The organism is Bartonella sp. SL320, assembly GCF_059687635.1.
On the sequence record NZ_CM185143.1, the window covers coordinates 1,885,459 to 1,904,179 of the forward strand.

An 18,721-nucleotide genomic window follows, 5' to 3' on the forward strand; every position below is an offset into this window, starting at 1 on the left:
TCAATTCAATGTTATCCTAAATCCTGCACCTATCCCAAAATGACCTCCGGAACTCGTAACAGATACATTCGAACGTATCTTTCCATTTTCAGACATATAACCAGCTCCAAAAGCAAATGCTGATTGACTCCGCCATAAACCACTACCAAATGATAAGCTGATTTTGCCAGGCGTGTCATCATAACTTAAGTTGGACACTGCTACACCAATAGCTGCGGCTTGTCTTGCCTCTTTGCGAACATCCTCAATCGCATAACTCAACGTATCAAACTTCATATCCGTATAGGATTTCGCCTCGCTAATGCCATTGTCGACAAGACTACTTACTTGTTCATCCGTATATTTCTTCGCATCATCAAGAACAATCTTCATCTGCTCTTCCGTATAATCATGCAACTGACCGCCATTAACTGCTTCATGAGAGCCTTTCTCAATCTTACCATCACCCACATTGTCTATTAATACCGGAGCACTTTCATCTCCCCCGACCAACGTGATGCTATTGCTCTTCTTACCATCCGCTCCTTTATCATAGTTAACTGCGCCATCAGTCACAGCCGTTTCAATGTCCTTAACATGTTGATCTATCGTATCTACACGGTCTTCAACCTTGCTAACCCTATTATTCGTATCCCAAAGCTGACCACCATTTACAACATCTTTCGAGCCTTCCTCTACCGCCCCATCGGAAACATTCGTTATCTTACTCGATTCTCCTTTATGACCAGCATCATACGCACCCTTGTCTTCATTCCAATTCAAGCCATTCGTATCAAGATTGTTCGCAACCTCCGTAATACGATCGTTGATACTCGTCATACCCTCACTAACACCTTCAAAGGCACCAGCAACATCATTATAAACCTTCTTATCTGACGAACCGCCATCGCTATTGAATTGTGCAACCTTGAATTCGGGTGCTGTCCAATGCCCTCCTTCATAGCTCGCTCCTCCTCCTAAATACAGCGCTAACGTCTGATTGAGTGAATAAAGCTGATTTCCCGTGATCGCTTCTGTAGAACCTTCTGAAATGTCACCATCTAAAAGCGACTTCAATTTGCTCTTGCTTCTTTGAGATCCTTTCCCATGAAGCGCTACAAAAGCTTGATCTTCATCACTCCACAACAACGCATTCTGCTCAATATTGTCAGAAATAGTATCATGAAGCTGTGTGAAGGAACTATTCATACCGGCAAAGGCTGCTGCAACATTATTATAGCTCTTCTCTTCTGAACTCCCATCAGAATTGAAGCTGGTTAATGTGAATGTAGGTGCGGTCCATTGACCTTCTTCATAACGAGCTCCACCTCCAAAATACGTCGCTAACGTCTGATTTAAAGAATAAAGCTGACCACCATTCACTGCCTCTGTCGAGCCTTCTGAAACTGTTGCCGCTTTTACGCCAGAAAGACTACGCACTGCACCCTCACTGTTGGCAATGCTGATTTCTGTACCCTCTTTCTCTGAACCAATGCGGATAACCTTACTGTCTGAATCCTGCTTAACAAGACTATCACTGACCACTTGGTTAATGGCTTTGTTAAGTTCATTCTTAATATTCGTGAAAGAGCTACCAACACCTACAAACGCTTCAGCAACATTCTCGTATTTCTCTTCAACATCACTTCCATCTTCCTTAATGGTTCTAACATTGTATTCGGGCGCCTTCCATTGGCCACCTTCATAACGAGCACCTCCGCCTAAAGACTTCGCAACACTGTCACCCAAGGCATGAAGCTGATTACCTGCTATAGCATCACTCGAATTGGCATTGATGTCACCATTGGCAAGTGATGTAATCTTACTGTTGGTCTTCTCAGCACCATGCTGTGCAACAAACGCAGTTTTACTGTTATCCCACAACAACGCATCTTTCAGACGATCAGAAACCTCAGTCTCGTTCTTGGCAACTTTGTCTTTAAGATCTTTGAAACCTTCATCAACACCTCCAAAAGCACCTGAGATATCATGATATTCCTTATCATCGACCTTATAGGTTGGTGCAACGCCTTTTTCGATATCGGCTCCACCACCTAAATATTTCGAAGCATTCTCAGCAGCAGTTTGAAGATCTCCTTGAACTCCCTTAACGGTTTCATTCGTCGCATAAAGCTGAGAACCCGTCACTGCTTCTGTCGAGCCTTCTTTAAGAGAACCATCTTTAATGCCGGAAAGAACACGGTTTTCTCCTGACTTATTGGCTATATTGACTTCATTGCCAGCAACCGATGAACCAATCGTGATACGATGTGTCGTCTCATCTTGTTGAACAAGACTATCACTGACCACTTGGTTAATGGCTTTGTTAAGCTCATTCTTAATATTCGTGAAAGAGCTACCAACACCTACAAACGCTTCAGCAACATTCTCGTATTTCTCTTCAACATCACTTCCATCTTCCTTAATGGTTCTAACCTTGTATTCGGGCGCCTTCCATTGGCCACCTTCATAACGAGCACCTCCGCCTAAAGACTTCGCAACACTGTCACCCAAGGCGTGCAGCTGATTACCTGCTATAGCATCACTCGAATTGGCATTGATGTCACCATTGGCAAGTGATGTAATCTTACTGTTGGTCTTCTCAGCACCATGCTGTGCGACAAACGCAGCTTTACTGTTATCCCACAACAACGCATCACCTTGAACTTTCTCTGTAATACTGTTGATATTATTTTGAATTTCTTCTGTCGTTTTTTCGATTTTATCATCAAAGTCTTTTTTAACACCTTCAACTTTCTCATCGACGCTCTTAACAACATTCGTGAAGCTGCTACCAACATTAGCAAAGGCTGTTGCGACATCATTATAGGTCTTATCTTCTGCATGACCATCTGCATTCACGCCTGTAAACGTAAAGCGAGGATCTGTCCATACGCCATTCTCATAATGGGCGCCCCCACCTAAAGAATGTGCAACATGACTACCCAAACCGTAAAGTTGAGAACCCGTAACCGCATCGCTTGAGTCTTTTGTTATAGCCCCATCAGCAAGTGATGTGATCTTACTGTTGCTCTTCTCAGCACCATGCTGTGCAACAAACGCAGCTTTACTGTTATCCCACAACAACGCATCTTTCAGGCGATCAGAAACCTCAGTCTCGTTCTTGGCAACTTTGTCTTTAAGATCTTTGAAACCTTCATCAACACCTCCAAAAGCACCTGAGATATCATGATATTCCTTATCATCGACCTTATAGGTTGGTGCAACGCCTTTTTCGATATCGGCTCCACCACCTAAATATTTCGAAGCATTCTCAGCAGCAGTTTGAAGATCTCCTTGAACTCCCTTAACGGTTTCATTCGTCGCATAAAGCTGAGAACCCGTTACTGCTTCTGTCGAGCCTTCTTTAAGAGAACCATCTCTAACACCAGAAAGAACACGGTTTTCTCCTGACTTATTGGCTATATTGACTTCATTGCCAGCAACCGATGAACCAATCGTGATACGATGTGTCGTCTCATCTTGCTGAACAAGACTATCACTGACCACTTGGTTAATGGCTTTGTTAAGCTCATTCTTAATATTCGTGAAAGAGCTACCAACACCTACAAACGCTTCAGCAACATTCTCGTATTTCTCTTCAACATCACTTCCATCTTCCTTAATGGTTCTAACCTTGTATTCGGGCGCCTTCCATTGGCCACCTTCATAACGAGCACCTCCGCCTAAAGACTTCGCAACACTGTCACCCAAGGCGTGCAGCTGATTACCTGCTATAGCATCACTCGAATTGGCATTGATGTCACCATTGGCAAGTGATGTAATCTTACTGTTGGTCTTCTCAGCACCATGCTGTGCGACAAACGCAGCTTTACTGCTATCCCACAACAACGCATCACCTTGAACTTTCTCTGTAATATTGTTGATATTATTTTGAATTTCTTCTGTCGTTTTTTCGATTTTATCATCAAAGTCTTTTTTAACACCTTCAACTTTCTCATCGACGCTCTTAACAACATTCGTGAAGCTGCTACCAACATTAGCAAAGGCTGTTGCGACATCATTATAGGTCTTATCTTCTGCATGACCATCTGCATTCACGCCTGTGAACGTAAAGCGAGGATCTGTCCATACGCCATTCTCATAATGCGCGCCCCCACCTAAAGAATGTGCAACATCACTACCCAAACCGTAAAGCTGGGAGCCCGTAACCGCATCACTTGAATCTTTCGTTATAGACCCATCAGCAAGAGACGTAATCTTACTGTTGCTCTTCTCAGCACCATGCTGTGCAACAAATGCAGCTTTACTGTTATCCCACAACAACGCATCTTTCAGACGATCAGAAACCTCAGTCTCGTTCTTAGCAACTTTGTCTTTAAGGTCTTTGAAACCTTTATCAACACCTCCAAAAGCGCCTGAGATATCATGGTATTCCTTATCATCCACCTTATAGGTTGGTGCAACGCCTTTTACGATATCGGCTCCGCCACCTAAATATTTCGAAGCATTCTCAGCAGCAGTTTGAAGATCTCCTTGAACTCCCTTAACGGTTTCATTCGTCGCATAAAGCTGAGAACCCGTCACTGCTTCTGTCGAGCCTTCTTTAAGAGAACCATCTTTGAGGCCGGAAAGAACACGGCTTTCACCTGACTTATTGGCTATATTGACTTCACTGCCAGCAACCGATGAACCAATCGTGATACGATGTGTCGTCTCATCTTGTTGAACAAGGCCGTTTTTATTGGCTTTGGCAACAGCTTCATCAATCTTATCTCCAACAATACCCTCAACCTTATCTCCAATGACATTATTAACCTTTTCGGTAATCTCATGGCTAACTTTTTGCTCAAAGCCCGTGAACGCAACATTAACACCATCAAATGCAGCCGCGACATTATCATAGCTTTGTGTTTCTTCACTGCCGTCTTCTTTAAAGCTTTTGACCTTAAAGTTAGGGCCTTTAAACTGCCCTGAACCATCATAGCCAGCACCGCCCCCTAAATATTGAGCCAACTGTTCATTCATGGAATAAAGCTGGGAACCCGTCACTGCATCACTTGAATCTTTTGTTATAGACCCATCAGCAAGAGACGTGATCTTACTGTTGCTCTTCTCAGCACCATGCTGTGCAACAAATGCAGCTTTACTGTTATCCCACAACAATGCATCTTTCAGACGATCAGAAACCTCAGTCTCGTTCTTGGCAACTTTGTCTTTAAGGTCTTTGAAACCTTCATCAACACCTCCAAAAGCGCCTGAGATATCATGGTATTCCTTATCATCCACCTTATAGGTTGGTGCAACGCCTTTTACGATATCGGCTCCGCCACCTAAATATTTCGAAGCATTCTCAGCAGCAGTTTGAAGATCTCCTTGAACTCCCTTAACGGTTTCATTCGTCGCATAAAGCTGAGAACCCGTCACTGCTTCTGTCGAGCCTTCTTTAAGAGAACCATCTTTGAGGCCGGAAAGAACACGGCTTTCACCTGACTTATTGGCTATATTGACTTCACTGCCAGCAACCGATGAACCAATCGTGATACGATGTGTCGTCTCATCTTGTTGAACAAGGCCGTTTTTATTGGCTTTGGCAACAGCTTCATCAATCTTATCTCCAACAATACCCTCAACCTTATCTCCAATGACATTATTAACCTTTTCGGTAATCTCATGGCTAACTTTTTGCTCAAAGCCCGTGAACGCAACATTAACACCATCAAATGCAGCCGCGACATTATCATAGCTTTGTGTTTCTTCACTGCCGTCTTCTTTAAAGCTTTTGACCTTAAAGTTAGGGCCTTTAAACTGCCCTGAACCATCATAGCCAGCACCGCCCCCTAAATATTGAGCCAACTGTTCATTCATGGAATAAAGCTGAGAACCCGTAACCGCATCACTTGAATCTTTCGTAACCTTACCGGCTTCAAGCGCGGTTATTCTGCTGTTTTTAACAATACCACCTTGTTTATGCTGCGCAACAAATGCTCCAGCATCATCACTCCACAACAAGCCATCGCCTTGACCAGGAGAGGTGATATCTTTGAGTTTCTCATCAAAACTCTTAAGAACATTATCAAAGCTCTTCCCAACGCCAGCAAAGGCAAGCGATACATCATTATAGGTCTTATCTTCTGCATGACCATCTGCATTCACGCCTGTGAACGTAAAGCGAGGATCTGTCCATACGCCATTCTCATAATGAGCGCCCCCACCTAAAGAATGTGCAACATCACTACCCAAACCGTAAAGCTGGGAGCCCGTAACTGCATCGCTTGAATCTTTCGTTATAGATCCTGCAGCAAGAGACGTGATCTTACTGTTGCTCTTCTCAGCACCATGCTGTGCAACAAATGCAGCTTTACTGTTATCCCACAACAACGCATCTTTCAGACGATCAGAAACCTCAGTCTCGTTCTTAGCAACTTTGTCTTTAAGGTCTTTGAAACCTTCATCAACACCTCCAAAAGCGCCTGAGATATCATGATATTCCTTATCATCGACCTTATAGGTTGGCGCAACGCCTTTTTCGATATCGGCTCCACCACCTAAATATTTCGAAGCATTCTCAGCAGCAGTTTGAAGATCTCCTTGAACTCCCTTAACGGTTTCATTCGTCGCATAAAGCTGAGAACCCGTCACTGCTTCTGTCGAGCCTTCTTTAAGAGAACCATCTTTGAGGCCGGAAAGAACACGGCTTTCACCTGACTTATTGGCTATATTGACTTCACTGCCAGCAACCGATGAACCAATCGTGATACGATGTGTCGTCTCATCTTGTTGAACAAGGCCGTTTTTATTGGCTTTGGCAACAGCTTCATCAATCTTATCTCCAACAATACCCTCAACCTTATCTCCAATGACATTATTAACCTTTTCGGTAATCTCATGGCTAACTTTTTGCTCAAAGCCCGTGAACGCAACATTAACACCATCAAATGCAGCCGCGACATTATCATAGCTTTGTGTGTCTTCACTGCCGTCTTCTTTAAAGCTTTTGACCTTAAATTGAGGGCCTTTAAACTGCCCTGAACCATCATAGCCAGCACCGCCCCCTAAATATTGAGCCAACTGTTCATTCATGGAATAAAGCTGGGAACCCGTCACTGCATCACTTGAATCTTTTGTTATAGACCCATCAGCAAGAGACGTGATCTTACTGTTGGTCTTCTCAGCACCATGCTGTGCAACAAATGCAGCTTTACTGTTATCCCACAACAATGCATCTTTCAGACGATCAGAAACCTCAGTCTCGTTCTTGGCAACTTTGTCTTTAAGGTCTTTGAAACCTTCATCAACACCTCCAAAAGCGCCTGAGATATCATGATATTCCTTATCATCGACCTTATAGGTTGGTGCAACGCCTTTTACGATATCGGCTCCGCCACCTAAATATTTCGAAGCATTCTCAGCAGCAGTTTGAAGATCTCCTTGAACTCCCTTAACGGTTTCATTCGTCGCATAAAGCTGAGAACCCGTCACTGCTTCTGTCGAGCCTTCTTTAAGAGAACCATCTTTGAGGCCGGAAAGAACACGGCTTTCACCTGACTTATTGGCTATATTGACTTCACTGCCAGCAACCGATGAACCAATCGTGATACGATGTGTCGTCTCATCTTGTTGAACAAGGCCGTTTTTATTGGCTTTGGCAACAGCTTCATCAATCTTATCTCCAACAATACCCTCAACCTTATCTCCAATGACATTATTAACCTTTTCGGTAATCTCATGGCTAACTTTTTGCTCAAAGCCCGTGAACGCAACATTAACACCATCAAATGCAGCCGCGACATTATCATAGCTTTGTGTGTCTTCACTGCCGTCTTCTTTAAAGCTTTTGACCTTAAATTGAGGGCCTTTAAACTGCCCTGAACCATCATAGCCAGCACCGCCCCCTAAATATTGAGCCAACTGTTCATTCATGGAATAAAGCTGGGAACCCGTCACTGCATCACTTGAATCTTTTGTTATAGACCCATCAGCAAGAGACGTGATCTTACTGTTGGTCTTCTCAGCACCATGCTGTGCAACAAATGCAGCTTTACTGTTATCCCACAACAATGCATCTTTCAGACGATCAGAAACCTCAGTCTCGTTCTTGGCAACTTTGTCTTTAAGGTCTTTGAAACCTTCATCAACACCTCCAAAAGCGCCTGAGATATCATGATATTCCTTATCATCGACCTTATAGGTTGGTGCAACGCCTTTTACGATATCGGCTCCGCCACCTAAATATTTCGAAGCATTCTCAGCAGCAGTTTGAAGATCTCCTTGAACTCCCTTAACGGTTTCATTCGTCGCATAAAGCTGAGAACCCGTCACTGCTTCTGTCGAGCCTTCTTTAAGAGAACCATCTTTGAGGCCGGAAAGAACACGGCTTTCACCTGACTTATTGGCTATATTGACTTCACTGCCAGCAACCGATGAACCAATCGTGATACGATGTGTCGTCTCATCTTGTTGAACAAGGCCGTTTTTATTGGCTTTGGCAACAGCTTCATCAATCTTATCTCCAACAATACCCTCAACCTTATCTCCAATGACATTATTAACCTTTTCGGTAATCTCATGGCTAACTTTTTGCTCAAAGCCCGTGAACGCAACATTAACACCATCAAATGCAGCCGCGACATTATCATAGCTTTGTGTTTCTTCACTGCCGTCTTCTTTAAAGCTTTTGACCTTAAATTGAGGGCCTTTAAACTGCCCTGAACCATCATAGCCAGCACCGCCCCCTAAATATTGAGCCAACTGTTCATTCATGGAATAAAGCTGGGAACCCGTCACTGCATCACTTGAATCTTTTGTTATAGACCCATCAGCAAGAGACGTGATCTTACTGTTGGTCTTCTCAGCACCATGCTGTGCAACAAATGCAGCTTTACTGTTATCCCACAACAATGCATCTTTCAGACGATCAGAAACCTCAGTCTCGTTCTTGGCAACTTTGTCTTTAAGGTCTTTGAAACCTTCATCAACACCTCCAAAAGCGCCTGAGATATCATGATATTCCTTATCATCGACCTTATAGGTTGGTGCAACGCCTTTTTCGATATCGGCTCCACCACCTAAATATTTCGAAGCATTCTCAGCAGCAGTTTGAAGATCTCCTTGAACTCCCTTAACGGTTTCATTCGTCGCATAAAGCTGAGAACCCGTCACTGCTTCTGTCGAGCCTTCTTTAAGAGAACCATCTTTGAGGCCGGAAAGAACACGGCTTTCACCTGACTTATTGGCTATATTGACTTCACTGCCAGCAACCGATGAACCAATCGTGATACGATGTGTCGTCTCATCTTGTTGAACAAGGCCGTTTTTATTGGCTTTGGCAACAGCTTCATCAATCTTATCTCCAACAATACCCTCAACCTTATCTCCAATGACATTATTAACCTTTTCGGTAATCTCATGGCTAACTTTTTGCTCAAAGCCCGTGAACGCAACATTAACACCATCAAATGCAGCCGCGACATTATCATAGCTTTGTGTTTCTTCACTGCCGTCTTCTTTAAAGCTTTTGACCTTAAATTGAGGGCCTTTAAACTGCCCTGAACCATCATAGCCAGCACCGCCCCCTAAATATTGAGCCAACTGTTCATTCATGGAATAAAGCTGGGAACCCGTAACCGCATCACTTGAATCCTTTGTAACCTTACCGGCTTCAAGCGCAGTTATTCTGCTGTTTTTAACAATACCACCTTGTTTATGCTGCGCAACAAATGCTCCAGCATCATCACTCCACAACAAGCCATCGCCTTGACCAGGAGAGGTGATATCTTTGAGTTTCTCATCAAAACTCTTAAGAACATTATCAAAGCTCTTCCCAACACCAGCAAAGGCAAGCGATACATCATTATAGGTCTTATCTTCTGCATGACCATCTGCATTCACGCCTGTAAACGTAAAGCGAGGATCTGTCCATACGCCATTCTCATAATGGGCGCCCCCACCTAAAGAATGTGCAACATCACTACCCAAACCGTAAAGCTGAGAACCCGTAACCGCATCGCTTGAATCTTTTGTTATAGACCCATCAGCAAGAGACGTGATCTTACTGTTGGTCTTCTCAGCACCATGCTGTGCAACAAACGCAGCTTTACTGTTATCCCACAACAACGCATCTTTCAGGCGATCAGAAACCTCAGTCTCGTTCTTGGCAACTTTGTCTTTAAGGTCTTTGAAACCTTCATCAACACCTCCAAAAGCGCCTGAGATATCATGGTATTCCTTATCATCCACCTTATAGGTTGGTGCAACGCCTTTTTCGATATCGGCTCCGCCACCTAAATATTTCGAAGCATTCTCAGCAGCAGTTTGAAGATCTCCTTGAACTCCCTTAACGGTTTCATTCGTCGCATAAAGCTGAGAACCCGTCACTGCTTCTGTCGAGCCTTCTTTAAGAGAACCATCTTTGAGGCCGGAAAGAACACGGCTTTCACCTGACTTATTGGCTATATTGACTTCACTGCCAGCAACCGATGAACCAATCGTGATACGATGTGTCGTCTCATCTTGTTGAACAAGGCCGTTTTTATTGGCTTTGGCAACAGCTTCATCAATCTTATCTCCAACAATACCCTCAACCTTATCTCCAATGACATTATTAACCTTTTCGGTAATCTCATGGCTAACTTTTTGCTCAAAGCCCGTGAACGCAACATTAACACCATCAAATGCAGCCGCGACATTATCATAGCTTTGTGTTTCTTCACTGCCGTCTTCTTTAAAGCTTTTGACCTTAAAGTTAGGGCCTTTAAACTGCCCTGAACCATCATAGCCAGCACCGCCCCCTAAATATTGAGCCAACTGTTCATTCATGGAATAAAGCTGAGAACCCGTAACCGCATCGCTTGAATCTTTTGTTATAGACCCATCAGCAAGAGACGTGATCTTACTGTTGGTCTTCTCAGCACCATGCTGTGCAACAAACGCAGCTTTACTGTTATCCCACAACAACGCATCTTTCAGGCGATCAGAAACCTCAGTCTCGTTCTTGGCAACTTTGTCTTTAAGGTCTTTGAAACCTTCATCAACACCTCCAAAAGCGCCTGAGATATCATGGTATTCCTTATCATCCACCTTATAGGTTGGTGCAACGCCTTTTTCGATATCGGCTCCACCACCTAAATATTTCGAAGCATTCTCAGCAGCAGTTTGAAGATCTCCTTGAACTCCCTTAACGGTTTCATTCGTCGCATAAAGCTGAGAACCCGTCACTGCTTCTGTCGAGCCTTCTTTAAGAGAACCATCTTTGAGGCCGGAAAGAACACGGCTTTCACCTGACTTATTGGCTATATTGACTTCACTGCCAGCAACCGATGAACCAATCGTGATACGATGTGTCGTCTCATCTTGTTGAACAAGGCCGTTTTTATTGGCTTTGGCAACAGCTTCATCAATCTTATCTCCAACAATACCCTCAACCTTATCTCCAATGACATTATTAACCTTTTCGGTAATCTCATGGCTAACTTTTTGCTCAAAGCCCGTGAACGCAACATTAACACCATCAAATGCAGCCGCGACATTATCATAGCTTTGTGTTTCTTCACTGCCGTCTTCTTTAAAGCTTTTGACCTTAAATTGAGGGCCTTTAAACTGCCCTGAACCATCATAGCCAGCACCGCCCCCTAAATATTGAGCCAACTGTTCATTCATGGAATAAAGCTGGGAACCCGTCACTGCATCACTTGAATCTTTTGTTATAGACCCATCAGCAAGAGACGTGATCTTACTGTTGCTCTTCTCAGCACCATGCTGTGCAACAAATGCAGCTTTACTGTTATCCCACAACAATGCATCTTTCAGACGATCAGAAACCTCAGTCTCGTTCTTGGCAACTTTGTCTTTAAGGTCTTTGAAACCTTCATCAACACCTCCAAAAGCGCCTGAGATATCATGGTATTCCTTATCATCCACCTTATAGGTTGGTGCAACGCCTTTTTCGATATCGGCTCCGCCACCTAAATATTTCGAAGCATTCTCAGCAGCAGTTTGAAGATCTCCTTGAACTCCCTTAACGGTTTCATTCGTCGCATAAAGCTGAGAACCCGTTACTGCTTCTGTCGAGCCTTCTTTAAGAGAACCATCTTTAATGCCGGAAAGAACACGGCTTTCTCCTGACTTATTGGCTATATTGACTTCACTGCCAGCAACCGATGAACCAATCGTGATACGATGTGTCGTCTCATCTTGTTGAACAAGGCCGTTTTTATTGGCTTTGGCAACAGCTTCATCAATCTTATCTCCAACAATACCCTCAACCTTATCTCCAATGACATTATTAACCTTTTCGGTAATCTCATGGCTAACTTTTTGCTCAAAGCCCGTGAACGCAACATTAACACCATCAAATGCAGCCGCGACATTATCATAGCTTTGTGTTTCTTCACTGCCGTCTTCTTTAAAGCTTTTGACCTTAAATTGAGGGCCTTTAAACTGCCCTGAACCATCATAGCCAGCACCGCCCCCTAAATATTGAGCCAACTGTTCATTCATGGAATAAAGCTGAGAACCCGTAACCGCATCACTTGAATCTTTCGTAACCTTACCGGCTTCAAGCGCAGTTATTCTGCTGTTTTTAACAATACCACCTTGTTTATGCTGCGCAACAAATGCTCCAGCATCATCACTCCACAACAAGCCATCGCCTTGACCAGGAGAGGTGATATCTTTGAGTTTCTCATCAAAACTCTTAAGAACATTATCAAAGCTCTTCCCAACACCAGCAAAGGCAAGCGATACATCATTATAGGTCTTATCTTCTGCATGACCATCTGCATTCACGCCTGTAAACGTAAAGCGAGGATCTGTCCATACGCCATTCTCATAATGGGCGCCCCCACCTAAAGAATGTGCAACATCACTACCCAAACCGTAAAGCTGAGAACCCGTAACCGCATCGCTTGAATCTTTTGTTATAGACCCATCAGCAAGAGACGTGATCTTACTGTTGGTCTTCTCAGCACCATGCTGTGCAACAAATGCAGCTTTACTGTTATCCCACAACAATGCATCTTTCAGACGATCAGAAACCTCAGTCTCGTTCTTGGCAACTTTGTCTTTAAGGTCTTTGAAACCTTCATCAACACCTCCAAAAGCGCCTGAGATATCATGGTATTCCTTATCATCCACCTTATAGGTTGGTGCAACGCCTTTTTCGATATCGGCTCCACCACCTAAATATTTCGAAGCATTCTCAGCAGCAGTTTGAAGATCTCCTTGAACTCCCTTAACGGTTTCATTCGTCGCATAAAGCTGAGAACCCGTCACTGCTTCTGTCGAGCCTTCTTTAAGAGAACCATCTTTGAGGCCGGAAAGAACACGGCTTTCACCTGACTTATTGGCTATATTGACTTCACTGCCAGCAACCGATGAACCAATCGTGATACGATGTGTCGTCTCATCTTGTTGAACAAGGCCGTTTTTATTGGCTTTGGCAACAGCTTCATCAATCTTATCTCCAACAATACCCTCAACCTTATCTCCAATGACATTATTAACCTTTTCGGTAATCTCATGGCTAACTTTTTGCTCAAAGCCCGTGAACGCAACATTAACACCATCAAATGCAGCCGCGACATTATCATAGCTTTGTGTTTCTTCACTGCCGTCTTCTTTAAAGCTTTTGACCTTAAATTGAGGGCCTTTAAACTGCCCTGAACCATCATAGCCAGCACCGCCCCCTAAATATTGAGCCAACTGTTCATTCATGGAATAAAGCTGGGAACCCGTCACTGCATCACTTGAATCTTTTGTTATAGACCCATCAGCAAGAGACGTGATCTTACTGTTGCTCTTCTCAGCACCATGCTGTGCAACAAACGCAGCTTTACTGTTATCCCACAACAACGCATCTTTCAGGCGATCAGAAACCTCAGTCTCGTTCTTGGCAACTTTGTCTTTAAGGTCTTTGAAACCTTCATCAACACCTCCAAAAGCGCCTGAGATATCATGGTATTCCTTATCATCCACCTTATAGGTTGGTGCAACGCCTTTTACGATATCGGCTCCACCACCTAAATATTTCGAAGCATTCTCAGCAGCAGTTTGAAGATCTCCTTGAACTCCCTTAACGGTTTCATTCGTCGCATAAAGCTGAGAACCCGTCACTGCTTCTGTCGAGCCTTCTTTAAGAGAACCATCTTTGAGGCCGGAAAGAACACGGCTTTCACCTGACTTATTGGCTATATTGACTTCACTGCCAGCAACCGATGAACCAATCGTGATACGATGTGTCGTCTCATCTTGTTGAACAAGGCCGTTTTTATTGGCTTTGGCAACAGCTTCATCAATCTTATCTCCAACAATACCCTCAACCTTATCTCCAATGACATTATTAACCTTTTCGGTAATCTCATGGCTAACTTTTTGCTCAAAGCCCGTGAACGCAACATTAACACCATCAAATGCAGCCGCGACATTATCATAGCTTTGTGTTTCTTCACTGCCGTCTTCTTTAAAGCTTTTGACCTTAAAGTTAGGGCCTTTAAACTGCCCTGAACCATCATAGCCAGCACCGCCCCCTAAATATTGAGCCAACTGTTCATTCATGGAATAAAGCTGGGAACCCGTCACTGCATCACTTGAATCTTTTGTTATAGACCCATCAGCAAGAGACGTGATCTTACTGTTGCTCTTCTCAGCACCATGCTGTGCAACAAATGCAGCTTTACTGTTATCCCACAACAATGCATCTTTCAGACGATCAGAAACCTCAGTCTCGTTCTTGGCAACTTTGTCTTTAAGGTCTTTGAAACCTTCATCAACACCTCCAAAAGCGCCTGAGATATCATGGTATTCCTTATCATCCACCTTATAGGTTGGTGCAACGCCTTTTACGATATCGGCTCCGCCACCTAAATATTTCGAAGCATTCTCAGCAGCAGTTTGAAGATCTCCTTGAACTCCCTTAACGGTTTCATTCGTCGCATAAAGCTGAGAACCCGTTACTGCTTCTGTCGAGCCTTCTTTAAGAGAACCATCTTTAAGGCCGGAAAGAACACGGCTTTCACCTGACTTATTGGCTATATTGACTTCACTGCCAGCAACCGATGAACCAATCGTGATACGATGTGTCGTCTCATCTTGTTGAACAAGGCCGTTTTTATTGGCTTTGGCAACAGCTTCATCAATCTTATCTCCAACAATACCCTCAACCTTATCTCCAATGACATTATTAACCTTTTCGGTAATCTCATGGCTAACTTTTTGCTCAAAGCCCGTGAACGCAACATTAACACCATCAAATGCAGCCGCGACATTATCATAGCTTTGTGTGTCTTCACTGCCGTCTTCTTTAAAGCTTTTGACCTTAAATTGAGGGCCTTTAAACTGCCCTGAACCATCATAGCCAGCACCGCCCCCTAAATATTGAGCCAACTGTTCATTCATGGAATAAAGCTGAGAACCCGTAACCGCATCGCTTGAATCTTTTGTTATAGACCCATCAGCAAGAGACGTGATCTTACTGTTGGTCTTCTCAGCACCATGCTGTGCAACAAACGCAGCTTTACTGTTATCCCACAACAACGCATCTTTCAGGCGATCAGAAACCTCAGTCTCGTTCTTGGCAACTTTGTCTTTAAGGTCTTTGAAACCTTCATCAACACCTCCAAAAGCGCCTGAGATATCATGGTATTCCTTATCATCCACCTTATAGGTTGGTGCAACGCCTTTTTCGATATCGGCTCCACCACCTAAATATTTCGAAGCATTCTCAGCAGCAGTTTGAAGATCTCCTTGAACTCCCTTAACGGTTTCATTCGTCGCATAAAGCTGAGAACCCGTCACTGCTTCTGTCGAGCCTTCTTTAAGAGAACCATCTTTGAGGCCGGAAAGAACACGGCTTTCACCTGACTTATTGGCTATATTGACTTCACTGCCAGCAACCGATGAACCAATCGTGATACGATGTGTCGTCTCATCTTGTTGAACAAGGCCGTTTTTATTGGCTTTGGCAACAGCTTCATCAATCTTATCTCCAACAATACCCTCAACCTTATCTCCAATGACATTATTAACCTTTTCGGTAATCTCATGGCTAACTTTTTGCTCAAAGCCCGTGAACGCAACATTAACACCATCAAATGCAGCCGCGACATTATCATAGCTTTGTGTTTCTTCACTGCCGTCTTCTTTAAAGCTTTTGACCTTAAATTGAGGGCCTTTAAACTGCCCTGAACCATCATAGCCAGCACCGCCCCCTAAATATTGAGCCAACTGTTCATTCATGGAATAAAGCTGGGAACCCGTCACTGCATCACTTGAATCTTTTGTTATAGACCCATCAGCAAGAGACGTGATCTTACTGTTGCTCTTCTCAGCACCATGCTGTGCAACAAACGCAGCTTTACTGTTATCCCACAACAACGCATCTTTCAGGCGATCAGAAACCTCAGTCTCGTTCTTGGCAACTTTGTCTTTAAGGTCTTTGAAACCTTCATCAACACCTCCAAAAGCGCCTGAGATATCATGGTATTCCTTATCATCCACCTTATAGGTTGGTGCAACGCCTTTTTCGATATCGGCTCCGCCACCTAAATATTTCGAAGCATTCTCAGCAGCAGTTTGAAGATCTCCTTGAACTCCCTTAACGGTTTCATTCGTCGCATAAAGCTGAGAACCCGTTACTGCTTCTGTCGAGCCTTCTTTAAGAGAACCATCTTTAATGCCGGAAAGAACACGGCTTTCTCCTGACTTATTGGCTATATTGACTTCACTGCCAGCAACCGATGAACCAATCGTGATACGATGTGTCGTCTCATCTTGTTGAACAAGGCCGTTTTTATTGGCTTTGGCAACAGCTTCATCAATCTTATCTCCAACAATACCCTCAACCTTATCTCCAATGACATTATTAACCTTTTCGGTAATCTCATGGCTAACTTTTTGCTCAAAGCCCGTGAACGCAACATTAACACCATCAAATGCAGCCGCGACATTATCATAGCTTTGTGTGTCTTCACTGCCGTCTTCTTTAAAGCTTTTGACCTTAAATTGAGGGCCTTTAAACTGCCCTGAACCATCATAGCCAGCACCGCCCCCTAAATATTGAGCCAACTGTTCATTCATGGAATAAAGCTGAGAACCCGTCACTGCATCACTTGAATCCTTTGTAACCTTACCGGCTTCAAGCGCAGTTATTCTGCTGTTTTTAACAATACCACCTTGTTTATGCTGCGCAACAAATGCTCCAGCATCATCACTCCACAACAAGCCATCGCCTTGACCAGGAGAGGTGATATCTTTGAGTTTCTCATCAAAACTCTTAAGAACATTATCAAAGCTCTTCCCAACACCAGCAAAGGCAAGCGATACATCATTATAGGTCTTATCTTCTGCATGACCATCTGCATTCACGCCTGTAAACGTAAAGCGAGGATCTGTCCATACGCCATTCTCATAATGGGCGCCCCCACCTAAAGAATGTGCAACATCACTACCCAAACCGTAAAGCTGAGAACCCGTAACCGCATCGCTTGAATCTTTTGTTATAGACCCATCAGCAAGAGACGTGATCTTACTGTTGGTCTTCTCAGCACCATGCTGTGCAACAAACGCAGCTTTACTGTTATCCCACAACAACGCATCTTTCAGGCGATCAGAAACCTCAGTCTCGTTCTTGGCAACTTTGTCTTTAAGGTCTTTGAAACCTTCATCAACACCTCCAAAAGCGCCTGAGATATCATGGTATTCCTTATCATCCACCTTATAGGTTGGTGCAACGCCTTTTTCGATATCGGCTCCACCACCTAAATATTTCGAAGCATTCTCAGCAGCAGTTTGAAGATCTCCTTGAACTCCCTTAACGGTTTCATTCGTCGCATAAAGCTGAGAACCCGTCACTGCTTCTGTCGAGCCTTCTTTAAGAGAACCATCTTTGAGGCCGGAAAGAACACGGCTTTCACCTGACTTATTGGCTATATTGACTTCACTGCCAGCAACCGATGAACCAATCGTGATACGATGTGTCGTCTCATCTTGTTGAACAAGGCCGTTTTTATTGGCTTTGGCAACAGCTTCATCAATCTTATCTCCAACAATACCCTCAACCTTATCTCCAATGACATTATTAACCTTTTCGGTAATCTCATGGCTAACTTTTTGCTCAAAGCCCGTGAACGCAACATTAACACCATCAAATGCAGCCGCGACATTATCATAGCTTTGTGTTTCTTCACTGCCGTCTTCTTTAAAGCTTTTGACCTTAAATTGAGGGCCTTTAAACTGCCCTGAACCATCATAGCCAGCACCGCCCCCTAAATATTGAGCCAACTGTTCATTCATGGAATAAAGCTGGGAACCCGTCACTGCATCACTTGAATCTTTTGTTATAGACCCATCAGCAAGAGACGTGATCTTACTGTTGCTCTTCTCAGCACCATGCTGTGCAACAAATGCAGCTTTACTGTTATCCCACAACAATGCATCTTTCAGACGATCAGAAACCTCAGTCTCGTTCTTGGCAACTTTGTCTTTAAGGTCTTTGAAACCTTCATCAACACCTCCAAAAGCGCCTGAGATATCATGGTATTCCTTATCATCCACCTTATAGGTTGGTGCAACGCCTTTTACGATATCGGCTCCGCCACCTAAATATTTCGAAGCATTCTCAGCAGCAGTTTGAAGATCTCCTTGAACTCCCTTAACGGTTTCATTCGTCGCATAAAGCTGAGAACCCGTCACTGCTTCTGTCGAGCCTTCTTTAAGAGAACCATCTTTGAGGCCGGAAAGAACACGGCTTTCACCTGACTTATTGGCTATATTGACTTCACTGCCA

At 43.8% G+C, this 18,721-nt stretch carries 1 protein-coding gene (cut by a window edge); it reads right to left on the reverse strand.

Annotation, left to right across the window (positions count from 1 at the left end; translation table 11 throughout):
* Positions 1-18,721, reverse strand: the 3' portion of a protein-coding gene (locus tag AC6ER8_RS07680) for a Vomp family autotransporter (RefSeq protein WP_497078160.1). The gene runs 13,076 nt beyond the window's last position; only the last 18,721 of its 31,797 coding nucleotides appear in the window; its start codon lies beyond the right edge, outside the window; it ends in the stop codon at positions 1-3.